At 74.8% G+C, this 21,210-nt stretch carries 21 protein-coding genes; 11 read left to right on the top strand and 10 right to left on the bottom strand.

The annotated features are described in order from the left end of the window. Positions 1 to 303 (top strand): integrase core domain-containing protein (locus EAH89_RS28080; protein ID WP_140887012.1); only part of this gene is annotated, 303 nt, incomplete at its 5' end. Here the strand turns inward: EAH89_RS28080 and EAH89_RS28075 are convergent. From EAH89_RS28075 to EAH89_RS28055, 5 genes are read right to left on the bottom strand one after another with little or no spacing between them, the layout of a single operon-like run. After that, a complete protein-coding gene (locus EAH89_RS28075) occupies positions 300 to 2,075 on the bottom strand; it encodes an oligopeptide/dipeptide ABC transporter ATP-binding protein (protein ID WP_140887011.1) in 1,776 nt (591 codons plus the stop codon). The genes EAH89_RS28080 and EAH89_RS28075 overlap by 4 nt on opposite strands. Beyond that, positions 2,065 to 2,985 (bottom strand): ABC transporter permease, encoded by a 921-nt coding sequence (locus EAH89_RS28070; protein WP_140887010.1) that lies wholly within the window; start codon positions 2,983 to 2,985, stop codon positions 2,065 to 2,067. Before EAH89_RS28070 ends, EAH89_RS28075 begins: the two co-directional genes overlap by 11 nt. Next, entirely contained in the window at positions 2,982 to 4,004 is a 1,023-nt protein-coding gene (locus EAH89_RS28065; protein ID WP_140887009.1) for an ABC transporter permease, read from the bottom strand. Before EAH89_RS28065 ends, EAH89_RS28070 begins: the two co-directional genes overlap by 4 nt. A 24-nt stretch (positions 4,005 to 4,028) precedes the next feature. Next, positions 4,029 to 5,702 (bottom strand): ABC transporter substrate-binding protein, encoded by a 1,674-nt coding sequence (locus tag EAH89_RS28060; RefSeq protein ID WP_140887008.1) that lies wholly within the window; start codon positions 5,700 to 5,702, stop codon positions 4,029 to 4,031. Positions 5,703 to 5,716: 14 nt separating this feature from the next. Next, positions 5,717 to 7,081, bottom strand: coding sequence for an MmgE/PrpD family protein (locus tag EAH89_RS28055; RefSeq protein WP_140887007.1), 1,365 nt, complete (start codon positions 7,079 to 7,081; stop codon positions 5,717 to 5,719). A 183-nt stretch (positions 7,082 to 7,264) separates the two neighbouring features. Between EAH89_RS28055 and EAH89_RS28050 the strand changes: the two genes are divergently transcribed. From EAH89_RS28050 to EAH89_RS28040, 3 genes are all read left to right on the top strand, one after another. Then, positions 7,265 to 8,023 carry a GntR family transcriptional regulator gene (locus EAH89_RS28050; protein ID WP_161993811.1) on the top strand — a complete coding sequence of 253 codons (759 nt, stop codon included), beginning with the start codon at positions 7,265 to 7,267 and terminating at the stop codon, positions 8,021 to 8,023. Positions 8,024 to 8,122: 99 nt separating this feature from the next. Beyond that, positions 8,123 to 8,446 (top strand): hypothetical protein, encoded by a 324-nt coding sequence (locus tag EAH89_RS28045; RefSeq protein WP_140887005.1) that lies wholly within the window; start codon positions 8,123 to 8,125, stop codon positions 8,444 to 8,446. A 7-nt stretch (positions 8,447 to 8,453) separates the two neighbouring features. Continuing rightward, positions 8,454 to 8,636, top strand: a complete 183-nt coding sequence (locus EAH89_RS28040; protein WP_140887004.1) for a hypothetical protein — start codon at positions 8,454 to 8,456, stop codon at positions 8,634 to 8,636. Between the two features lie 7 nt (positions 8,637 to 8,643). On the opposite strand, the gene EAH89_RS28035 is transcribed toward EAH89_RS28040, so the two are convergent. Further along, positions 8,644 to 9,492, bottom strand: coding sequence for an SGNH/GDSL hydrolase family protein (locus EAH89_RS28035; RefSeq protein ID WP_140887003.1), 849 nt, complete (start codon positions 9,490 to 9,492; stop codon positions 8,644 to 8,646). After that, positions 9,489 to 10,655: an OpgC family protein gene (locus EAH89_RS28030; protein WP_161993810.1), complete on the bottom strand. Its 1,167-nt coding sequence runs from the start codon at positions 10,653 to 10,655 to the stop codon at positions 9,489 to 9,491. Before EAH89_RS28030 ends, EAH89_RS28035 begins: the two co-directional genes overlap by 4 nt. A 154-nt stretch (positions 10,656 to 10,809) precedes the next feature. Between EAH89_RS28030 and EAH89_RS28025 the strand changes: the two genes are divergently transcribed. The 4 genes from EAH89_RS28025 to EAH89_RS28010 all read left to right on the top strand — a co-directional run bounded on the left by EAH89_RS28025 (position 10,810) and on the right by EAH89_RS28010 (position 14,075). Next, entirely contained in the window at positions 10,810 to 11,580 is a 771-nt protein-coding gene (locus EAH89_RS28025) for an SGNH/GDSL hydrolase family protein (protein ID WP_161993809.1), read from the top strand. A 79-nt stretch (positions 11,581 to 11,659) separates the two neighbouring features. Further along, positions 11,660 to 12,511: an ABC transporter permease gene (locus EAH89_RS28020; protein WP_140887000.1), complete on the top strand. Its 852-nt coding sequence runs from the start codon at positions 11,660 to 11,662 to the stop codon at positions 12,509 to 12,511. A 42-nt stretch (positions 12,512 to 12,553) separates the two neighbouring features. After that, a complete protein-coding gene (locus tag EAH89_RS28015) occupies positions 12,554 to 13,180 on the top strand; it encodes a histidine phosphatase family protein (protein ID WP_140886999.1) in 627 nt (208 codons plus the stop codon). Positions 13,181 to 13,274: 94 nt separating this feature from the next. Continuing rightward, positions 13,275 to 14,075: a lipid-binding SYLF domain-containing protein gene (locus EAH89_RS28010; RefSeq protein WP_140886998.1), complete on the top strand. Its 801-nt coding sequence runs from the start codon at positions 13,275 to 13,277 to the stop codon at positions 14,073 to 14,075. 4 nt (positions 14,076 to 14,079) lie between these two features. Here EAH89_RS28010 and EAH89_RS28005 read toward each other — a convergent pair whose 3' ends face one another. Then, positions 14,080 to 15,033, bottom strand: coding sequence for a Bug family tripartite tricarboxylate transporter substrate binding protein (locus EAH89_RS28005; protein WP_161993808.1), 954 nt, complete (start codon positions 15,031 to 15,033; stop codon positions 14,080 to 14,082). 33 nt (positions 15,034 to 15,066) lie between these two features. Here EAH89_RS28005 and EAH89_RS28000 point away from each other — a divergent pair, with 33 nt between their 5' ends. Continuing rightward, positions 15,067 to 15,768: a class II aldolase/adducin family protein gene (locus EAH89_RS28000; protein WP_140886996.1), complete on the top strand. Its 702-nt coding sequence runs from the start codon at positions 15,067 to 15,069 to the stop codon at positions 15,766 to 15,768. On the opposite strand, the gene EAH89_RS27995 is transcribed toward EAH89_RS28000, so the two are convergent. Further along, positions 15,765 to 17,399, bottom strand: a complete 1,635-nt coding sequence (locus EAH89_RS27995; RefSeq protein ID WP_241667248.1) for a gamma-glutamyltransferase family protein — start codon at positions 17,397 to 17,399, stop codon at positions 15,765 to 15,767. The genes EAH89_RS28000 and EAH89_RS27995 overlap by 4 nt on opposite strands. Positions 17,400 to 17,466: 67 nt before the next feature. Then, a complete protein-coding gene (locus EAH89_RS27990; protein WP_140886995.1) occupies positions 17,467 to 18,672 on the bottom strand; it encodes an MFS transporter in 1,206 nt (401 codons plus the stop codon). Positions 18,673 to 18,809: 137 nt separating this feature from the next. Between EAH89_RS27990 and EAH89_RS27985 the strand changes: the two genes are divergently transcribed. Together EAH89_RS27985 and EAH89_RS27980 are read left to right on the top strand one after the other, a co-directional pair. Further along, positions 18,810 to 19,577, top strand: a complete 768-nt coding sequence (locus tag EAH89_RS27985) for an SDR family NAD(P)-dependent oxidoreductase (protein WP_206667711.1) — start codon at positions 18,810 to 18,812, stop codon at positions 19,575 to 19,577. 69 nt (positions 19,578 to 19,646) lie between these two features. Then, the coding region (locus EAH89_RS27980; RefSeq protein WP_140886994.1) for a methyl-accepting chemotaxis protein at positions 19,647 to 21,210 on the top strand (1,564 nt) is incomplete at its 3' end.

Genomic DNA, 21,210 nt, shown 5'->3' with positions numbered 1-21,210 from the left:
TATGCCTGCGCCCAGAACAACATCGATCACCGACTGACCAAGCCCCGGCATCCTTGGACGAACGGGCAGGTCGAGCGGATGAACCGCACGATCAAGGACGCGACCGTTAAGCGCTACCACTACGAGACGCACGACGAACTCCGACAGCACCTCGACCAGTTCGTCGCCGCCTACAACTTCGCCCGTCGCCTGAAGACTCTACGCGGCCTCACGCCCTACGAAGCCATCTGCAAAGCCTGGACAGAAGAACCGTCCAGGTTCATCCATGACCCGCACCACCAAACCCCGGGACCAAACACCTAGGCGGGGATGGGATCGGGGAGGACGCCGGCGCGCTCGGCCTCCGGCAGGCAGCGGATCTCCCGGCCGTCGGGCAGGCCGAGGAGGCGCTGCGGCGTGCTGCGGCAGTCCGGCCGCGCCTCCGGGCAGCGCCCGGCGAGGTAGCAGCCGCGGGGAAGGTCGACGGGGCTCGGGATCTCGCCCTCCAGCGCCGCGGCGGGGGGGCGGTCGAGGCGGCGGCGCGAGGGATCCGGCGCCAGGTGGGCGGCGAGCAGGGCGCGGGCATAGGGGTGCCGGGGCGCGCGGAACACCTGCTCCCGCGTGCCCTGCTCCACGATCTGGCCGAGATACATGACGGCGACGCGGTGGCTGAGCTGCTCCACCGTGTTCAGGTCGTGCGAGATGAACAGGTAGGAGGTGCCGAGCCGCGCCTGGATGTCGCGGAGAAGGCGCACGATGCCGACGCGGGCGAGGGGGGTGAGCGCGGAGGTCGGCTCGTCGAGCACGATCAGCGCGGGGTCGGCCGCGATGGCGCGGGCGATGCTCAGGCGCTGCTGCGCGCCGGCGCTGAGGCCGCGGGGGCGCCGCGCCGCGTCGCCGGGCTCGAGGCCCACCAGCGCGAGGAGCTCGGCGACGCGCGCGGGGTCGCGCCTCTCCAGGGCCTCCCCCAGGATCTCGGCCGCGGTCCATCGCGGGTCGAGCGCGTCCTGCGGGTCCTGGAACACGATCTGCACGCGCCGGCGGGTCCGGCGGAGCTCGCCGGGCGGGAGGCGGGCCAGGTCCCGGCCCTCGAAGAGGATCTCCCCGCCGTCCGGCTCCAGCAGGCGGAGGAGAAGCCGGCCCACGGTGGTCTTGCCGGAGCCGCTCTCGCCGACCAGGCCGAGCGTCTCCCCGCGCGCGATGGCGAGGTCCACCCGGTTCACGGCCTGGAGGGTCTTGCCGCTGCCGCGCAGGCGGAAGCGCTTGCACAGCCCGGTCACGCGGAGCAGCGGCGCGGCCTCGGCGGGGGCGGGCGGGGGCGCGGCCTGGCGGAGGGAGAGGAGGGTGCGGCTGTAGTCGTCGGCGGGCGCGGCGAAGAAGGCGCGCGTGGCGCCCTCGGCGACGATGCGGCCGCCCTGCATCACCGCCACCCGGTCGCAGTAGTTCGCGATGATGCCGAGGTCCTGCGTCATGAGCAGCACGGCCGAGCCCGCGGCGCGCGCCGTCGCGGCGAGCTCGTCGAGGAAGGCGGCCTGGATGGTGACGTCGAGGCCGCTGGTGGGCTCGTCCGCCACCAGCAGGCGCGGCCCGGCGCCGACGGCCATGGCGATCAGCACGCGCTGGGCCATCCCGCCGCTGATCTCGTGGGGATAGGCGCCCGCCCGGCGCTCCGGGTCGTTGAGGCCGAGGCGCCGGAGCAGCCCGACCGACCGCGCCGCGGCCTCGGGGCGGGACAGGGGGAGGTGCGCGCGGAGCACGCCGCCGATCTGGGCGCCGATCGTGTGCAGCGGGCTGAGGGCGCCACGCGGGCTCTGCACGATCAGGCCGATGCGGCGGCCGCGCAGCCGGCGCCGCGCCGCCTCGGGAAGGGCGAGGAGGTCCGTGCCCTCCAGCACCGCCCGCCCGCGGAGGATGCGCCCGGGCGGGCGGGTGAGGCCGAGGAGGGCGAGGCCGAGGGTGGACTTGCCGGCGCCGGAATCGCCGGTCAGCCCGAGGATCTCCCCGGGCATGACGTCGAGGTCGAGGTCGGAGACGGCCGCGACGCCGTTGAAGGCGACGGTCAGCCCGCGGACGGAGAGGAGGGCGTCACCGGGCATGGCGCCGCTCCAGCCCGTTCCCGAAGGCCGCGTAGCCGAAGACCGTGATCGAGATGGCCAGGCCCGGGAAAAGCGAGGGCCACCACTCCCCCTGCACGATGCCGTCGGCGCCCGCCGCGATCATCAGCCCCCATTCCGGCGTCGGCGGCCGCACCCCCGCGCCGACGAAGGAGAGGCCGGCCGTCATCAGGATGGCGAAGCCGACGGTGACGGAGGCCTGGATCATGGCGGGAACGAGGGCGTTCGGCAGGACGTGCCGCAGCGCGATCCAGGCCTCGCGCTTGCCGAGCGCGCGGGAGGCGTCGACGAAGCCGCGGCCGCGCTGCGTCAGCACCTCGGCGCGGGTCAGGCGGATGTAGATCGGCGTGTAGAGCAGCGCGAGGGTGAGGACGATGGTGGTCGGGCTGCGCCCGGCCAGGGTGACGAGGATCATGCCCGTGATGAACACGGGGAAGGCCTGCACGAGGTCCGACAGCCGCATCACGAGCCCGGCCAGCCAGGGCCGCGCGGTGCCGGCCAGCAGGCCCAGCAGGCTGCCGAGGGCGAGGGAGACGAGGTTGGCCCCGACCGCGATGGCGACGTCGGCGCGCGGCGCCGCGAGGACGCGGGAGAAGATGTCAAGGCCGGACGCGTCGGTGCCGAACCAGTAGACCGGCTCGTGCGGCCGCCCCGTCAGCACGGCCCAGAGAAGGCCGGGGACCTCGGCGAGGGAGGGCGGCGGAACGGCGATGTCGTCGGTCGGGCGCCCAACGTCGTAGGGCGTGATCCAGGGCCCGACGACCATGAGCACGAGCGAGAGCGCGACGGTGGCGGCGCCGAGGCGGAACAGCCGGTCGGGCACCGGCGCGGCCGCGCCGTCGCGGAGGTCGCGAGCGGTGAGGGCGGCCTCAACGGCGGGCGCGTCGCTCATCCGACCAGCCTCGGGTCCAGCGCCGCGTGCAGCAGGTCGAGCACGAGGTAGACGAGGAGCGAGACCGCCGCGATGACGAGCACCACCGCCTGGATGGCGGGGTAGTCGAAGGCGAGCACGGAGCGCACGGCGTAGCTGCCGATGCCGCCGAGGGAGAAGACCGTCTCGATCAGCACCGCGCCGCCGAGGATGTAGCCGTAGAGCACGCCGAGCAGCGTCAGCGCCGGGGCGAGCGCGTTCTTGAGGGCGATGCGGGCGATGCGCCCGGGCGTGAGGCCCGACGCCTGGGCGAAGAGCACGTAGTCCGAGGCCATGACCCGCACCATGTTCTGGCGCACCATCTTCACGATGGGGCCGGACAGCACGAAGACCTTCGTCAGCACCGGCAGCATCAGGTGGTGCACGCCGTCGCGGAAGGCCGCCATGTTGCCCGCGAGAAGGCTGTCGACGGTGATGAAGCCGGTGACCACCGCGGGCGGGGTGGACATCGGGTCCAGCCGGCCGAGCGGCGCCGGCGCCCAGCCAAGCTCGGCGAAGAAGACGAAGATGAACAGCAGCCCCCACCAGAACTCCGGCTGCGATCCCGCGAAGAGGCTGTAGGCGAAGGTGGCGCGGTCCGCGGCGCCGCCGGGCCGGATGGCGCAGATCATCCCGAGCGGCACGGAGACGAGGAAGGCGAGGACGAAGGAGACGGTGATCAGCTCGAGCGTGATCGGCAGCACGCGGCCGATCTCCTGCGCCACGGGGTCGCCCGTCACCCAGGAGCGGCCGAAGTCGCCCTGCAGCAGGCCGGACGACCCCGGCAGCACGCCGAGGTAGCTTCCGAACTGCTCCGCCACCGGCCGGTCGAGCCCGAGCGAGCGCTGCGCGGTCAGGTAGGCGTCGCGCGAGGCGTTGAGCCCGACCAGCCGCGCTACGGGATCGGCCGGGAGCAGCCGGATGGCGAAGAACACCACCAGCGCCAGCCCGACGAGCTGCACGAGGGCGGTCGCCAGGCGCCGGGAGACGAAGCCGATCATCGGGGCGTCACGCCTGCCGGGCCGTCAGGGCGCGAGCCGGAGCTCGAAGAGCCGGAGCGAGTTGTCCGGGTGCCAGGTGAGGCCCGACAGCCGGTCCGAGAAGGCCCACTGCGTGCGCGTCTCCAGCAGCGGGATCCAGGCGAGGTCCCGCTGGACGATCTGCTGGATCTGGTTGACCAGCGGCGCGCGCCGGGCCGGGTCCGGCTCGGTCTGCGCCTCGCCGAAGAGGCGGTCGAGCTCGGGGTTGCTGTAGTTCGTGATGTTGTTCACCCCGCCCGCCTGCGGCGAGACGAAGAACAGCCGCGTGGCGTAGACGACGTCCGGCCCCACCGGCTTCTCGGTGTCGCTCAGCGACATCGGCAGGTCCTTCTTGACCATGCGCCGGTCGGCGAACTGCGTCTGCGGCAGGGGGTCGAGCTGGATGGGCACGCCGATGTCGCGCAGCGCCGACTGGATGGCGGTGGCGAGGGGGCCGAGATAGGACTCGCGCTCGGCGGTGAAGGAGAGGCGGAGCGCGTCCGGGAAGGCCTCCAGCCCGCGCCCGCCGGGGTAGCCGGCCTCGGCGAGGAGCTGGCGCGCGCGGTCGAGGTTCTGCGGGTACTGCGCCTCCGGCCGGACGTAGCCGTTCAGCACCTCCGTGAAGTGCGCCTCCCAGGGGCGGGCCTGGCCGGCGTAGCCGATGCGGGAGAGCTGCTGGAGCGGCATGGCGAGGGCGATGGCCTGGCGCAGCTTCGGGTTGTCGAAGGGCGGCGTGCGCCAGTTGAGGCCCATCAGCAGCGTCTCGTTGCCGAAGATGCCGGCGACGCGCACGCCGCGCGCGCGGGAGAGCTGCTCGAACTCGCGGGCCGTGAGCCGCTGGGTGAGCTGCGCCTGGCCGGAGCGGAGGGTGAGGGCGCGGTTGGCGCTCTGCGGCACGCGCTTGATCACCACGCGGTCGATCTGCGGCCGCCCGCGGTAGTAGTCGGGGTTCGCGCGCAGCACGAACTCGTCGCCCTTCACCCAGCGCTCGAGGCAGTAGGGGCCGAAGCCCGCGGCGTTCACGGTGTTGGCGTAGGTGTGGCTCCAGGGGTCCTCCGGGGTCGCGTTCTTCCGCATCTCCACGCTGTCGAAGGGCGCCATGGAGTAGACGGTCAGCACCGTCAGGAAGAGGTTGTTGCTGGCGGACTGCCGGATGCGGATCGTGTGGTCGTCCACCTTCTCGACGGCGTCGCCGAGCTCCCGGCTGCCGCCGGTGAAGACGCCGCGGTCGAAGCCCGCGATGGAGGCGAGGCTGCCGAGGAACCAGTTGATCGGCGCCGTGCCGCTGACCGACTTTCCGCGGGCAAGGGTGTAGATCACGTCGTCGGCGGTGAAGGTGTTGCCGGCGCAGCTCTTCACGCCCTGCCGCAGGCGGAAGGTCCAGGTGAGGGTGGCCGCGTCGTAGTCCCAGGACTCCGCCAGGCGCCCCTCGAAGCGCGAGAAGTCGAGGCGGCGGATGCCCTCGTCGTTCTCCCCGGCGATGGGGTAGTCGACCAGCGTGTCCATCATGTTGATGAAGCCGACCTGCGACGTGTTCACGGTGACCGCCGGGCCGTCGTAGTCGAGCCCCGCCGGCACGTCCTCCGCGAGGTAGAGGAGCTGCGTGCCCTGGCCCGCCGCCGGCGGCGCCAGCAGCGGCAGGGCGGCGAGGGCCGCGGCGGCCAGTCCCTTGAACCTCATGCGCAGTCCCCTTCTCACGGCGCCAGCAATGCGGTCAGGGCCCGCAGGTCCGGCAGGTTCTCGAGGTCGTCGACCATGGCGATCAGCGCGTCGCGCGCGGCGGCCGGCAGCGGGTCGCGCGCGAACTCCCAGCAGCGGTGGAACTTCGCCAGGTGCTGCTCGCGGGTCAGGCGGCGCGCGGGGCTGGCCAGCATCTGCTCGCAGCGCCAGTGCCGCACCCGCCCGTCCGTCAGCGTCATCCGCACCTCGATCGGCACCAGCGCGTTCGGGTCGGACCCGCCGTCGGATTCCATCCGGACGCGCGCGGCGAGCGCGTGCGTCTCCAGGTCCGTCAGCTCGTCGCCGCGGTAATGCGCGAGGTCGATGCCGCCGCGCAGCATCACCTTGGCGGCGACGTAGGCCATGCAGAGGCGGGCGTAGTTGGGGGAGGGGTCCGGCCGGTCCGGCCGGCCGCAGAGGCGCGCGGTGACGGGCGGGCCCGTGATGACCACGCTCTCCACCTCGGCGGGCGCGACGCCCTGCATGAGCTCGAGCAGGCCCTCGACGCCGCCATGCGTCGCGCGGCCGGCGGGATAGGGCTTGTGGCTCAGCTCGGCGACCAGCCAGCGGCGGCCCTCCAGCGCCTCCGTCGTCGCGGCGAGGTCCCACTCGCCCTCGAAGAGGCGGAGATAACCGTAGGGTCCCTCGAAGACGTCGCGCATGCCGGGCACGCCGGCGCGCGCGAGGTCGCAGGACTGCAGGGCGGCGCGGCTGTTGAAGCCGACCTGGAGCGGCAGGGCGACGCTGCCCTCGACATGCGCCTGCAGCGTGCCGCTGGTCTGGGCGTATTGCAGGCCGAGGGCGTCGACGAGCTGGGCGTGGTCCAGCCCCATGAGCCGCCCCACCGCCGCCGTCGCCCCGAAGCCGCCGGAGGTCGCCGGGCGGAAGAAGCGCATGGCGGAGCGGGACGCGATGCCCAGGCCGGCCGAGACGTTCACGCCGACCGCGACCGCCGTGACGAGGTCGCGCCCCGAGACGCCGCCCGCGCGCTCCGCCTGGGCGATGGCGGCGGGCAGGGCGGTGGCGAGCGGGTGGAGCACCGCGCCCTCGTGGACGCAGTCGTATTCCTGGCAGTGCACGGCGAAGGCGTTGGCCATCGCCCCGATGCCGGCCGGCGCGCGGCCGCGCCGCCCCCAGAGCGTCACGGCCGATCCCTCGCCCCAGTCGCCCGCGGCCGCGAGGATGCGGTCGGCGCCGAAGGCGGAGGAGCCGGCGACACCGACGCCGAGCGTGTCGAGAATGAAGACCTTCGCCTGGCCGACGGCGTCGCCGGGCAGATCCTCGAAGCGCGCCGACAGCGCGTGCTCCGCGAAGCGCTCCGAAAGGGTGCCAGGATTCATGCGCCATCCATCGGCTCGGGGTCGCGATTATGTCTGGACAAATTGCGCGCCGACGGCAGTCTGCGTGTCAAGCGCCGAATGACCCGGGATGATCGATGGCCAAGCCAGGCGGTGGATGAAGATTCGGCAGCTTGCCCGCTGCCGGGCACGGCCCGCTCCCGCACCGGGCAGAGAGAGGCGCGGGTGAGCGCGCTTCCCCGGTACCGGCGGATCATGGAGAGGATCCGCGCGCGCATCGCCGAGGGAACCTATCCCGTCGGCGGTGTTCTTCCGGCGGAAACGGAACTCTGCGCGGAGTTCGCCGTCAGCCGCTACACGATGCGCGAGGCGCTGCGGCTGCTCGTCGAGCAGGGCATGCTCAGCCGCCGCCAGAAGGCCGGCACGGTCGTCGTGTCGCGGCATCCCCGCGCCGCCTACGTGCAGAGCATCGGCACCGTCGAGGAGCTGTTCCAGCATTCGGTCGACACGCATCTCACGGTGATCGACCGGCGCGAGGTGCCGGCGCCGCCCGCCCCGGTGCCGCCGGACGACCAGGGGCCGTGGCACCGCATCGACGGCCTGCGGCGGACGCAGGCGGAAGGGGCGCCGTTCTGCTTCAACCGCTCCTTCATCCCCGGCCGGCTGGCGGGCCTCGCGCTGGAGAGGCCGGGCTCCTTCGGGCCCTTCTACGCGATGCTGGCGGAGCGCGCGGAGGAGCCGATCGAGCAGGTCGTGCAGGAGATCACCGCGGGGCTGATGCCCGAGGAGGTCTGGTCCTCGCTGGGCCTTCCGCCGGACACGATCGGGATGTGCGTCCACCGGCGCTATCTCTCCCGCGTCGGCGTCCTCATAGCCTCCTTTAATTGGTACGAGGCGAGCCGCTTCGTCTACCGGATGGAGCTGGAGCGCTCGCGTGGGCCCGCCGCCGGACCCGGCCGCGGCGGGCCGACCGGCGCCGGGTGATCCGCGGCGCCGCCGTCGCAAACTTCGATGTTCCCGAATCGTTCACGGTGTCCTAGCCTTCCGCCGCCCCCCTTGCGGAGCGCCAGAGAGGACCGCCGCGTGAGCCACGAACGCCTGTACAAGCCCGAACCCTGCGCCTCCTGGCCCGCCCGGCAGTTGCGCGCGGTCGGGATCATCTACCGCGAATCGGCCGGCCGCGGCCTCGACGCCGCCACCTGCCTCGAGCGGGCGGTCGCGGCCTATGTCGCCACCGGCGGCGCGCGGGACCGGGCGCCGCGGGCGGTGCTCGACATGATCGCCTCGCTCTCCATGGAGGAGGGGGACTGGCTCTGGGGGCCGGCCCAGGCGCTGCGCGACCGCCAGAGCGCGGCCGAGTGCCAGCCGGACCTCTTCGAGCCGCCGGAGGAGAGCCGCCCGTGCTGAATCGTTCGTGCTGACGCTCCGGCCCACCCCGCCGGCGCCGGTCCGCGACGCGGCCGGCCGGGCCGAGCTCGGCCAGATCTGGGACGGACTGGACCGGGAGGGGCGCCGCCTCCTCCTCGCCCAGGCGCGCGCGGTGGCGGAGGTGACGGGGCGGGCGCCGCCGCCCGGCGAGGCGCCGGGGGAGGCCTGACCCTGCCCTAGGGCCGCGGCCCCGCTGCGAGGGAGGCGCCGCGGAGCACGAAGGCGGCGATCGCCCCGCCGAGGCAGTCGCCCAGCAGGTCCACCATCGCCGCCCGCCCCGCGCGCGGGGCGCGCTCGAGGTCGATGCGGTCCGTGTCGGCCCAGTGGCGCATCAGCTCGTAGCGCGGGAAGACGGCGGCGCCCTGCCCGGCGGCCGCGATCCGGATGGTGTCCTGGTAGGCGTTGATGTCCGCGTTCGCCCGCAGGAAGCGCGAGAACTGCTGGTCCATCAGCACGGCGTCGATGCCGCGCTCCTTCAGCCCCTCCAGCCCCGTGGCCAGGCGGCCGGCCAGCCAGTCGGGCTCGAGGCCCCGCGCCGCCTCCACCGTGCCGACCTGCCAGATGACGAGGTGGGGCGGCGGGCTCGTCGCGCCCTCGATGAGGGGCAGCATGTCGGCGGCCGTCAGCCCGCGCCCCCCGCGCACCTTCACCTCCAGCCGCAGCGCGGGCCGGCTCTCGTGGAGGCTGGCCTCCAGGCGGGCGGGCCAGGCATGGGCGGGGGTGCTGCTGCCCGGGCCGAGGACGGAGGCGGAGCCGACGACGAGGACGCGGAGCGCGCCCTCGGCCAGGGCGCGCTCGGTCGCCGGCAGGGGCGCGGCGTTGTCGAGCAGCTCGGGCGGCGCCTCGCAGGAGGTGGGCGCGGCGGCCCAGGCGGGCGCGAAGGGGGCGGGCGCGAAGGGGGCGGGCGCGGCGGCCAGCGCGAGGGCCGCGGCCAGGAATGCCCGCCGCCCCCAGGCCGGCGGCCGGGCCGCGCCGGGGGGCCTGCCCCGGGACCGGATCGCGACGCGCGGGCTCCACCACCTCATGCCGGCCTCCCGGGGGGCAGCGCCGGCACCGACCGCCGCGCCCGCTCCTTTCGCTTGTACCAACCGGACAGCCAGGCCACGGCGACCAGGCTGGCCAGCCCCGCGGCGTTCACCGCCGCCTGCATGATAACGCGGTCGTTATATTCCAGCGCAAGCCGCCCGACGAAGGAGAAGAGGATCCCGCTGCAGAACACCGGCAGCCCCTGCTGGCCCATGGCCAGGAAGGCCCAGGCGGCCCGGTGGCGCAGCCAGGCGGCCGAGGCCGGCACGGCGTGGGCGAGGAGGTAGGTGAGGGCGAGGATCGAGACCAGGCGGAAGGGGTGCAGCGCCGTCTTGTCCACCTCCGTCAGCACGCCCGTGAACCAGAGGGGCGCCGCCTGGCCGAGGTCCGGCCGGTGCCAGGCGAGGAAGAGCAGCGCGAAGCCGAGGGCGAGCCAGGCCACGCAGAGCGCGCCCGCCCAGCGCCGCCAGGGCACCCGCAGCGGCCCCGCGGCGGCGCCGGGCGGCCGGTAGCCGAGGACCACCCCGACCATGAAGAGGAGCTGCCAGGCGCCGGGGTTGAAGAACCAGCCGCCGCCCGCCCAGGTCGGCAGCTCTAGCTCCAGCAGGCGCGTGGCCGCGTAGAGGCCCAGCGAGAGCGCGAGCAGCAGCCGCGGCCGCCGCACCAGCGGCAGGACGAGCGCGAACTGCAGCAGCAGGAGGATGTAGAGCGGCAGGATGTTGAGGAAGGCCGGCTGGAAGCGCAGCAGCAGCGCCTCGAGCAGGGCGCGGTAGGGCTGGTCCCCGAAGGCGTCGAGGTGAAGCTCGTCGATGTAGATGGAGGCGTCCATCGCCGCGGCGGAGTAGCCGACCTGGGCGGTGAACATCACGAACAGCACGATGTGCGCGACGTAGAGCGTGCCCACCCGCCGCACCACCTGCGCCGCGGCGAAGAGCCAGCCCTCCCGGTCCAGCACGCCGCCGTAGGCGATGCCGGCGGCGTAGCCCGCCAGCAGCACGAAGGCCTCGGTCGCGTCGCAGAGGGCGACGTTGCGCAGCGTCGCGTGCCCGAGCCAGTTGTCGGGGATGTGGTCGATGAAGATGAACCACAGGGCGATGCCCCGGAAGAAGTCCGCCCGAAGGTCCCGCGGGCGCCGCCCCTCCCCGGCGGCCGGGGCCCCCACCGATCCCTCCATCCGATCCTCCATGCCCCAGGAACGCACCGCCGCCGCCCGATGGCGAGACATAAGATGGTGGGATGCCGGGATGCTCCAGGCCGGGGGAGGGCGCCGGAAGGGGGCGCTTGGTGGAATCCGGCGGCGCGTGCCAGGGTTAGGGATGCTCCGTGCCCTGATGATCGGCGGCCTCGCCGCCCTCCTCGCGCTGCCGGCCCGGGCCGGCTGCCCCGCCGGGCCCGTGCCGTCCCTCGCCCTGCCCGCGACCGGGGCGGCGCTCGCGGCCGGGCGGTCGGTCACCATCCTCGCCTTCGGCTCCTCCTCGACCGAGGGCTTCGCCGCCAGCGGGCCGGGGGCGACCTACCCGGCGCGCCTCGAGGCCCGGCTGCGGGAGGCGCTGCCGGGCCGTCCCATCGCCGTGCTGAACCGCGGCCGGGGCGGGGAGGAGGTGCAGGAGATGATGCTGCGCCTGAAGCGCGACGTGCTCGACGCCGCGCCAACGCTGGTGGTCTGGCAGGTCGGCAGCAACGCCGTGCTGCGCGGCGTGCCGCCCGAGACCTACCGCGCCCGGGTGGAGGCCGGGCTGGACCAGCTTCGCGCCGCCGGCATCGAGGTGATTCTGATGGACGGGCAGGAGGCCCCGCGGATGGAGGCGTTGCCGGAGGCGAAGGCCCGCATCGAGGCGCTGACGGCCGACATCGCCCGCGACCGCGGCGTGCCCCTCTTCGCCCGCGGCGCGCTCATGCGGGGGTGGCGGCAGGACGGGGTGCCGGACACGGCGGTGATCGGCCCGGACGGGCTCCACCACACCGACTTCGGCTACGACTGCGTCGCCGCGGCCCTGGCCGATGGCATCGCCGCGGCGGTGCGCCCCGCGCCCGGCGTCGCCCTCTCCCGCGCGCCCGCCGCGGCGGAGGCCGCCCGCCCGCGCTGACGATCCGCGCCACCAAACCGTGGGCGCTGGACGCAGCCGGGCGCGGCCCCTAACTGCCCCGCACCAGGGAGGGCAGGGGATGCGCGACACGACGGGGCCGGTTCCCGGCCAGGGGCGGGCCCGCTCCCCCGCGCTGGCCTCGGCCCGGCGGGTCTGGGGCATGGTCTACCGCCACCTCGCCCTGTTCCGCCGCTCCTGGCCGCGGGTCGTGGAGCTGATGTACTGGCCGGTGCTCCAGATGATCGTCTGGGGCTTTGTCACCGCCTACGTCGCGGGCATGGGGCAGAGCACGGCGACGCTGGCGGCCGGGGCGCTGCTCGGGGGCGTGCTGCTCTGGGAGGTGGCGCTGCGGAGCCAGATGGGCTTCGCCGTCTCCTTCCTCGAGGAGATCTGGTCGCGCAACCTCGGCCACGTCTTCGTCTCGCCGCTGCGCCCCTGGGAGCTGGTGGCGGCGCTGGTCTGCCTGAGCGCGCTGCGGATGCTCATCGGCGTGATGCCGGCGGTGCTGCTCGCCTGGCTGCTCTACGGCTTCGGCCTCTTTGCGCTCGGGCCCGTGGTGGTGCTCTTCTTCGCGGCGCTGATGATGATGGGCTGGGCGGTCGCGCTCGGCGTCACGGCCCTCATCCTGCGCCACGGGGCGGGGGCGGAATCCCTCGCCTGGTCCGTCCTCTTCGGCCTCGCGCCGATCTCCGCGGTCTTCTACCCCGTCTCGGTCCTGCCGAGCTGGCTCCAGCCCGTGGCGCTCGCCACGCCCTCGGCCCATGTCTTCGAGGGCATGCGCGCCGCGCTGCTGGAGGGGCGCGTCGACTGGGGCCACCTCGCCTGGGCCTTCGCGCTGGACCTCCTCTGGATCGCGGCCATGGCCTGGGTCTTCATGGGGCAGTTCCGCCGCGCCCGCGAGGGCGGCGCCCTGCTGACGATCGGGGAATAGGCGCCTCTCGCCGCGCGCGGCCGCCTGTCGTATGGCCGCGGGATGACGGAAAGCACCCGAATCTTCCTCATCCGCCACGCGCTGGTCGAGGCCGCGGCGCGGCTGACCGCCTACGGCTCGATGGACGTCGCCCTCTGCGAGGAGACGCTGGCGGCGGAGCGGCCCGCCCATGCCTGGCTCGCCGAGCGCCTGCCGCCCGCGGCCCGCTGGTACTGCACGCCGCTCGCCCGCACCCGCGCGACGGCCCTGGCGATCTTCGCCGCCGGCTACCCCGCCCAGGAGCTGACCGAGGTGCCCGCCTTCATGGAGCAGGACCTGGGGGAGTGGCAGGACATGTCGCACGAGGCCTTCACGGCCATGCTGCGCGACCCGCCGCACCCCTTCTGGATGCACGGCGCCGACGAGCGGCCGCCGGGGGGCGAGAGCCTGCCGGACGTGGTGGACCGCGTGGGCCCCGCGCTGGAGGGGATTGCCGACGAGAACCCGGATGGCGACGTCGTGATCGTCGCCCATGGCGGCTCGATCCGCGCGGCGCTCGCCCATGCCGGGGCCTTCACCCCCTACCAGGCGCTTCAGTTCAGCGTGAAGAACCTCTCGCTCACCCGGCTGGAGCGGGACCGGGGCCACTGGCGGATCTGGGCGGTGAACGAGGAGCCGCCCGCCGGCTGATCCCGAGGCAGCCGACCGCCCCGCCGCGGCTCTGGCCTCCCCGGAACGAAGCGGCTAGTCTCCTGCCGAGGCAAGGGGTTGGGGGGAGAACTTCATGCGGCGCAGGATGATGCTTGTCGGGGCTCTCGCGGGGCTGGCCATGGCCGCCCTGCCGCGCCTGGCCCTCGCCCAGTCCGAGCAGCAGGGGCTGGTGGACCGCGCGACCCTCACCGTGCAGGAGATGCTGACGGAGGGCGACCAGAACGCGGTGCGGGACGTGAACCGCCTGCTCCGCCAGGCGCGCGCCGTGCTCATCTGCCCGCGCCTCTTCCGCGCCGGCTTCATCTTCGGCGGCCAGGGCGGCGACTGCGTGCTGACGGCGCGCGACGGCGCCGGCTCCTGGTCCTCGCCGGCCTTCTACACGATCGGCTCGGCCAGCTTCGGCTTCCAGATCGGCATCCAGGACGCGCAGGTCATGATGCTGATCCTGACGGACAAGGGGCTCGGCGCCGTCATGGACAGCCAGGTGAAGCTCGGCGCCGACGCCTCGGTCGCGCTGGCCACCATCGGCGGCGGCATCGCGGGGGCGACGACGACCGCGGTCGGCGCCGACATCGTCAGCTACGCCCGCACGCGCGGCCTCTACGCCGGGATCTCGCTCGAGGGCTCGCTCCTCTCGAGCCGGAGCGACTTCAACTCGGGCTACTACGGCCGCCCCGTCGCGACGCGGCAGATCGTGCTCGACATGCAGGCGCACAACCCGGCCGCCGACACGCTGCGCGCCGCGCTGATGCGCTACGGCGCCGGGGGCGGCGCCCCGGTGGCGCAGGCGCCCATGGGGCAGGCACCGGGCGCGCTGCCGCCGATGCAGGCGGCGCCGAGTGGCGGCGGCATCACGCGCGAGACGCTGCGCTAGGGCGCTACTCCGGCTGCACCCCGGCCCGGCGCAGGATCGACAGCCCTCGCGCGGCAGCCTCGGTGATGAGGGCGGCGAAGGCCTCCGGGCTCTCGCCCGTCACGGCCTCGCCGCCGAGCTCGGCGAGCTTGCGCTGCACCTCGGGCTGACCGGCCGCGGCCTGCACCGCGTCGTTCACCCGTGCCACCTGGGCGGCCGGCAGGCCCTTGGGGCCCCAGAGCGCGAACCAGGGTGCGATCGGCGCGAGGGACGGCATCCCCGCCTCCGCCGCGTCGGGAATGCCGGGCGCGACGGCCGCCCGCTTCGCGCCGGTCACACAATAGGCACGCAGCCGGCCCGCCTGGATGAGGGGCAGGGCCGAGAGCAGGGGCGCCATCATCAGGCTCGTCTGCCCGCCCACCACGTCCTGCAGGGCCGGCCCCGTCCCCCGGTACGAGACGACGAGAACGGGCGCTCCCGCCTCCAGCCGGAACACCTCGGTGGCGAGGTGGCCGGCCGTGCCGAGGGAGGTGTTGGCGAAGGCGTGCTTCTCCGGGTTCGCCCGCACGTCGGCCAGCAGCGCCGGCAGGTCCGCGGGCAGCAGCCCCGGCGCCCCCACCAGCACGAGCGGCGAGACCGCCAGCCGCGCCACCGGGGTGAAGTCGGCCACGGGATCGTAGGGAACGCCGCGCATGACGCCGCGGGCGAGCAGGTGGCTGTCGGAATTGCAGAGCAGCGTCCTTCCGTCCGCCTCCGCCCGGGCCACCGCCGCGCTGCCGACGGAGCCGTTCGCCCCCGACCGGTTCTCGATGACCCAGGCCTCGCCCAGCAACGGCGCCACGGCCTCGGCGAAGAGGCGGCCGGAGATGTCGATGCCGCCCCCGGGCGGGTAGGGCACCACCACCCGCACCGCGCGCGGCTGGGCCAGCGCGACGGCCGGCGCGAGCCCCGACATGACAAGAAGGCTTCGGCGGTGCATGGGCGGGCTCATCCCTGGCCGGACGGATTCGAGATGAACGAGACTATGCTGCGCGACCTCGCCCTGGCGAACCGCCTCCTCGCCCGCGACGGCATCGTGGACGACTTCGGGCATGTCGCGCTCCGCGATCCCGGCGACCCCTCGCGCTTCTGGCTTTCCCGCGCCCTCCCGCCCAACCGGGTTGCTCCCTCCGACCTTCGTCGCCACGGCCCGGACGGCGCCTGCGAGGACCCGGCGGTCGCGGCCTATTCCGAGGCCGTGCTGCACGCCCGCCTCTTTGCCGCGCGGCCGGACGTGCAGGTCTCCATCCACCACCACGCCCGCCCGCTGCTGCCCTTCACCCTGCCGGGCGCGCCCGCGCTGCGGCCGGTCTTCCACACCGGGGCCGTGGCGGGCTGGGACATCCCGGTCTGGGACAGCGCGCCCTTCGGCGCCGGCGGCATGCTGGTGGACACGGTCGAGAAGGCGGATTCCCTTGCGGCGGGCCTCGGCACGGCCCGCGCCGCCCTGTTGCGCGCCCACGGCGCCGTGGTGGTCGGGCCGGACATCGCGACGGCGGTGATGATCGCGATCTACATGGCGGAGAACGCCGCCGTGGCGCTGGCCGCCGGCGCCACGGCCCGCCCGGTGCCCAGCCTCTCGCCGGGGGAGGCGGCGGAGACGGCGCGCCGGCTGCTCACGCCGGGCACGGTGGCGCGCGTCTGGGCCGGGCGAACGGCGGGGTTGGAGGTCTAGCCCACCCCCGCCGCATACCCGTCCCGCTGCGGGTCGGCGCCGCCCTCCAGCACGCCGTCCCACATCGTGATGCCGTGCACAGCGGCGAAGGGGTAGCTGGTGGGGTTGCGGCGCACGGGGTAGCCCATGGCCTCCACCGCCCGCTGCACCGCGCGCGGGATGCGGTTGGAGATGTCGACCGCGTCGCTGGTGGCCGAGAAGCGCGGCGCCATCACCGCCTCCTGCATGGTCATGCCCCAGTCGATGAGGTTCACCAGCACCTGCATCATGGCGACCGTGATCCAGGCGCCGCCGGGGGAGCCGAGGGTCGCGACCGGGGTCGCGCCGTCGAAGACGATCGCCGGCGACATCGTGGAGAAGCGGCGCTTGCCCGGCGCGATGGACCCCGCCCGCCCCGGGCGCGGGTCGTAGTTGTTCATGCCGCCGTTCAGCATGAATCCCGTGCCCGGCGGGATGACGCCCGACGGCAGGCCGAGCGTGTGCGTCAGCGAGACCACCATCCCCTCCGCGTCCACGCAGGAGACGGTGGTGGTGTGCTTCGCCTCCGACCCGGCGCGCGGGAGCGACACCTTCTCGCCCGCCCGGATGGCGGCGGCGCGCTCGTCCGCGTAGGCGTCGGACAGCAGCCTATCGAGGGGCGGGGGCACGAAGTCGGGGTCGCCGATGTGGCGGTCCTTGTCGCGCGTTGCGGTCTTCATCGCCTCGGCCAGCACACGGATGTACTCGGGCGCGTTGTGGCCGAGCGGGACGAGGTCGAAGCGCTCGAGGATGCGGAGCATCTCGGCGATCACCACGCCCCCCGCGGGCGGCGGCGGCAGCGCGACGCGGAAGCCGCGGTAGGTCACCGAGAGCGGCTCGCGCCAGGCCGGCACGAAGCCCTCGAGGTCCGCCGCCGAGAGGAGACCGTCGTTCGCCGCCATGTCCGCCAGCACGCGGCGGGCGAGTTCCCCGGTGTAGAGGCTCTCCGCCCCGTCGCGCGCGACGCCGCGGAGCGTGGCCGCGAGGTCGGGGTTGCGGATCGTCTCGCCCAGCCGCCGCGGCGCGCCGTCCGCGCCGATGTAGAGGCGCCGCCCGTCCTCGGTCAGGCCGAGCTTGGCCGCGTAGGGCAGGCGGCCATAGGCCTTCTCGTCGAGGTGGAACATCGTGGCGACGTGCGGGCGGACGAGCCATCCCTCGCTCGCGAAGCCGATCGCGGGGTCGAACAACCCGGCCCATTCCGCGCGCCCGAAGCGCGCGTGCGCCATGCCGAGCACGCGGAGGATGCCGGGCGTGGTCACCGCGCGGTGGCCGATCTCGTTCACCTTGCCGCGGACGATGTAGCCGAAGCCGTCCGGGCACTCGCCCTCGTAGAGGTCCGCCCACATGCCCTCGGTGCAGGCGGCGGGCGCGGCCGAGAGGCCGTCGAGGACGACGTGCTGGCCGCGGGCCGGGTCCAGCACGTGCAGCACGCCCAGGCCCCCGAGGCCGCACATCATCGGGTCCACCACGCCCTGGGTGAGGGCGCAGGCGATGACGGCGTCGAGCGCGTTCCCGCCCCCGCGCAGCACGGCCGCGCCCGCCTCCACGGCCTCGGGCTGCGGGGCCACGATCATGGCGCGGGGGGCGGGCAGGCGGCGGGCGGGTCTCGGCATGGGGGCTCCTTCGGGGGTGGAGCTTGCCCCCATTCGCGGCCGCCGTCAGGCCACCCGCGGGGGCGTCTCACGCCGGCCGCGGCAGGGCCCGCAGCCGGGAGGCACCCGAGGAGAGGATGACCGCGGCCTGCGCCAGGAAGCCGATCGCCGAGGCGAGGAGGCAGGCCTCCACCCCGTGGCGCGCCGCCAGCAGCGCGCCGAGGGCCGCCCCGAGCGGCCGCGCGCCGAAGGTGGCCGTCATCACCGTCGCCGAGACCCGGCCGAGCATGGCCCCGGGCGTCACGGCCTGGCGCAGGGTGGTGGTGTTGATCGTCCAGACGATCGGCCCCGCGCCGAAGAGGAAGAGCGCGGCGCCCGCGAGCGCGGCCGAGGGCAGGGCGGCGGTCGCGAGCATCATCAGCGACGCCGCGGCCGCGACGCAGGGGCCGAGGGCGATCAGCCCGCCGAGCGGCAGGCGCCGCGCGAGCCGGGGCGCGGCCAGCGCGCCCGCCACCATCCCCGCGCCGGAGAGGCCGAGCGTGAGCCCCACCCCGCCGGCGGTGAGGCCGAGGCGCGTCACGGCGTGCACGACGTAGCCGGCCTGGAGGATGAACCACGCGGTGTTGAACAGGACCGCCGTGAGCAGCATGGGCCGCAGCAGCGGGTGGGCGAGGACGAAGCCCACGCCCTCCCGCAGCTCGCGGAGCGGGTGGCGGCGCGGGGCGGGGGCGCGGGCGGGCTCCCGCAGCCCGAGCAGCAGGCCGGCGGAGAGCAGCGAGAGCCCCACGGCCAGCCCGTAGGCCGGTCCCGCGCCCGTGCCGCCGACCAGCGCGCCGCCGAGCGCCGGCCCGGCCGCGAAGGCGCCGCTCCGCCCGAGCTCCAGCCAGCGGTTCGCGGAGGCCAGCCCCTCGCGCGGGACGAGGGCGGGGAGCAGCGCCGGGGCGGCCACGCCCTGCGCCACCGTCCCCGCGGCGCCGAGGAAGCCGAGCGCGGCAAGCCCGGCCAGGCCCAGCCCCCCGCCCCAGGCAAGGGCGAGGGTCGCGAGGAGGGTCGCCGCCCGCAGGGCCTCGGCCCCGATCATCAGGCGGGGGCGCGGGAGGCGGTCCGCCAGCACGCCGGCCGGCAGCGCGAGGAGGAGGAAGGGCAGGGTCTGCGCCGCCTGGAGCCACCCTGTCTCCGCCGCGCCGGCGCCGAGGGCGAGCACCGCCACGAGCGGCGCGGCGGCGAGGGCGACCTGCTCCGAGGCCTGGGCCGCGACGGTGGAGGCCGCGAGGCGGCGGAAGGCGTTCGGCATGGGGGGCTCCCGTGGTTCGGCCCCAGGCTGCGCCCGCGCGCGGCCCCGCGCCCTCCGCCCGTTGCGCCGCAACGTGGGCGCTTGCCCCGGCCCCGTCCCGGGCGTCATCTGGCGCCGCGCGCAGCGGAGCCCTGGCCATGCCGAACCAAGTCCCGACCGTCCCGGCGCCGCCGGGCACCCGCATCATGCTGCTGACCGGCGCCAGCCGCGGCATCGGCCATGCGACGGTGAAGCGCTTCCAGGCCGAGGGCTGGCGCATCCTCACCGTCTCCCGCCAGCCCTTCTCGGAGGAGTGCCGCTGGCCCAACGCGCGCTGGAGCCATCTCCAGGCGGACCTGTCGGACGCGGCGCAGGTCTCGGCGCTGATCGACGTGGTGCGCTACCGCCTGCCGGAGGGGCGGCTGCACGCGCTGGTGAACAACGCCGGCATCTCGCCGAAGGGGGAGGGCGGCGCGCGGCTGGGCACGCTCGGCTCCGATCCCGGGGTGTGGAACTCGGTGTTCAACGTGAACCTCTTCTCGACCGCGGCCCTCGCGCGCGGGCTGTTCCCGGAGCTCTGCGCGGGGAAGGGAAGCATCGTGAACGTCACCTCCATCGCGGGGTCGCGCGTGCACCCCTTCGCGGGCACGGCCTACGCCTGCTCGAAGGCCGCGCTGGCGGCGCTGACGCGGGAGATGGCGCACGAGTTCGGCGCCCACGGCGTCCGCGTGAACGCCATCGCGCCCGGGGAGATCGACACCGCCATCCTCTCCCCCGGCACCTCCGACATCGTGGAGCGCGACATCCCCATGCGGCGGCTCGGCACGGCGGAGGAGGTGGCGGAGACGATCCTCTTCCTCTGCTCCGGCGCGTCCTCCTACGTGAACGGTGCGGAGATCCACATCAACGGCGGGCAGCACGTCTGAGGCCGCCCCGTTAAGGCCCTCTTCAGGCTTTGGTGGTCCCTTCCGGCGGCCAACCGCCGACGGGCCGACATGCGACTCCTCCAGAACCTCCGAATCGCTCGCAAGCTGCTGATCGCCCTGGCCCTGATGGCGGCCTCCGCCGTGGGGACGGCTTGGTACGGGGCCAGCAGCCTGCACGACGCCGACACCCTCTACGGGAACCTCGTGGACCGGCAGGCGATGGCCGCGCTGTGGCTGTCGCGGGCGAACACCGCCTTCCTCGACACCGCCTGCCTCCTCTCCGCGGCCGTGCTGGAGGACGAGCCCGCCCGCGTGGAGGCGAGCTTCGCGGAGGTGGCCGCCGCGCGGCACGAGGTCGACGATCGCCTGGCGCGGGCCGAGCAGGCCCTGCCGGCGCTCGCCCCGCGCCTCGCCGCCTTCCACGAACGCCTGCTCCAGGCGCGCGAGACGAGCGAGGAGGTCCGCAAGGCGCTCGCGATGAACTGGGCGGAGGAGGCGCGCCGCGCCCTTCTCGACCGCTACACCCCGGCCCAGGCCGCGGCGCGCGCCCTCCTCGTGGAGGAGGTGAACCGGCTGGCGGACGAGGTGAACGCCTCGGCCGACGCCGCGCACCGGTTCAACGAGACGGTGTACCGCAACGTCCTGGTCGCCTCGGTGCTCGGCACGGTGCTCTCCGCGGGCCTCGCCCTCCTTCTCATGCAGGCGGGGGTCGCGCGCCCGATCGGGCAGATCGCCCAGCGCATGCGCGACCTCGCGGCCGGCGACGCGGAGGCGGCCATCCCCGGCGCGGGGCGCCGCGACGAAGTCGGCGGCATGGCGGAGGCCGTCGAGACCTTCCGCCGGCTCACGCTGGAGCAGGACCGCTTCGCCGCCGCGCGGCTGGAGGAGGGTCGGGAGAAGGAGGAGCGGGGGGCGCGGGTGGACGCGCTGGTGCGTGGGTTCGAGGAGGGGACGGCCGAGGTGCTGCGGGACGTGACCGCGGCGGCGGCGGAGCTGGACGCGACGGCGGGGGAGCTGGCGGGCACGGCGAGCGCCGGGGTGGAGCGGGCGGGCGCGGTGGCGGCGGCGTCGGAGGAGGCGAGTGCCAACGTGGGGACGGTGGCGGCGTCGGCCGAGGAGCTGGCGGCGTCGATCGCCGAGGTGTCGCGTCAGGTGACGAGCAGCGCGGAGGTGGCCAGGCGTGCGGCGCTGGACGCGCGCTCGACGGACGAGGCGGTGGGTCGGTTGTCCGAGGCGGCGCGGAGCATCGGGGACGTGGTTCGGCTGATCAGCGACATTGCGGGGCAGACGAACCTGCTGGCGCTGAACGCGACGATCGAGGCGGCGCGGGCCGGSGAGGCGGGTCGGGGCTTTGCGGTGGTGGCGAGCGAGGTGAAGGCGCTGGCGGCGCAGACGGCGAAGGCGACGGAGGAGATCGGCGCGCAGATCGCGGCCATGCAGGGCGAGACGGGTCGGGCGGTGGAGGCGATCGGGGGCATCGTGCGCACGATCGAGGAGATGGGCGGGATCACCGCGCAGGTGGCGGCGGCGGCCGAGCAGCAGAGCGCGGCGACGCAGGAGATCGGGCGCGCGGTGGCCGAGGCCGCGCACGGCACGCGGGACGTGACCCGCCACACGGCGGGGGTCACCGAGG

The organism is Muricoccus nepalensis, assembly GCF_006438825.1.
Lineage (GTDB): Bacteria > Pseudomonadota > Alphaproteobacteria > Acetobacterales > Acetobacteraceae > Roseomonas > Roseomonas nepalensis.
Note: the sequence above shows the minus strand (reverse complement) of the source record. Positions and strands in the feature narration are given on the sequence as shown.

What these genes read in the sequence shown, in the direction of transcription:
- EAH89_RS28000 (WP_140886996.1), top strand. Translation starts at nt 15,067, where the DNA reads ATGAACGAGACTATGCTGCGCGACCTCGCCCTGGCGAACCGCCTCCTC.
- EAH89_RS28010 (WP_140886998.1), top strand. Translation starts at nt 13,275, where the DNA reads ATGCGGCGCAGGATGATGCTTGTCGGGGCTCTCGCGGGGCTGGCCATG.
- EAH89_RS28075 (WP_140887011.1), bottom strand. Translation starts at nt 2,075, where the DNA reads ATGCCCGGTGACGCCCTCCTCTCCGTCCGCGGGCTGACCGTCGCCTTC.
- EAH89_RS27985 (WP_206667711.1), top strand. Translation starts at nt 18,810, where the DNA reads ATGCCGAACCAAGTCCCGACCGTCCCGGCGCCGCCGGGCACCCGCATC.
- EAH89_RS28055 (WP_140887007.1), bottom strand. Translation starts at nt 7,081, where the DNA reads ATGAATCCTGGCACCCTTTCGGAGCGCTTCGCGGAGCACGCGCTGTCG.
- EAH89_RS28065 (WP_140887009.1), bottom strand. Translation starts at nt 4,004, where the DNA reads ATGATCGGCTTCGTCTCCCGGCGCCTGGCGACCGCCCTCGTGCAGCTC.
- EAH89_RS28005 (WP_161993808.1), bottom strand. Translation starts at nt 15,033, where the DNA reads ATGCACCGCCGAAGCCTTCTTGTCATGTCGGGGCTCGCGCCGGCCGTC.
- EAH89_RS27990 (WP_140886995.1), bottom strand. Translation starts at nt 18,672, where the DNA reads ATGCCGAACGCCTTCCGCCGCCTCGCGGCCTCCACCGTCGCGGCCCAG.
- EAH89_RS28035 (WP_140887003.1), bottom strand. Translation starts at nt 9,492, where the DNA reads ATGAGGTGGTGGAGCCCGCGCGTCGCGATCCGGTCCCGGGGCAGGCCC.
- EAH89_RS28020 (WP_140887000.1), top strand. Translation starts at nt 11,660, where the DNA reads ATGCGCGACACGACGGGGCCGGTTCCCGGCCAGGGGCGGGCCCGCTCC.
- EAH89_RS28015 (WP_140886999.1), top strand. Translation starts at nt 12,554, where the DNA reads ATGACGGAAAGCACCCGAATCTTCCTCATCCGCCACGCGCTGGTCGAG.
- EAH89_RS28070 (WP_140887010.1), bottom strand. Translation starts at nt 2,985, where the DNA reads ATGAGCGACGCGCCCGCCGTTGAGGCCGCCCTCACCGCTCGCGACCTC.
- EAH89_RS28060 (WP_140887008.1), bottom strand. Translation starts at nt 5,702, where the DNA reads ATGAGGTTCAAGGGACTGGCCGCCGCGGCCCTCGCCGCCCTGCCGCTG.
- EAH89_RS27995 (WP_241667248.1), bottom strand. Translation starts at nt 17,399, where the DNA reads ATGCCGAGACCCGCCCGCCGCCTGCCCGCCCCCCGCGCCATGATCGTG.
- EAH89_RS28025 (WP_161993809.1), top strand. Translation starts at nt 10,810, where the DNA reads ATGCTCCGTGCCCTGATGATCGGCGGCCTCGCCGCCCTCCTCGCGCTG.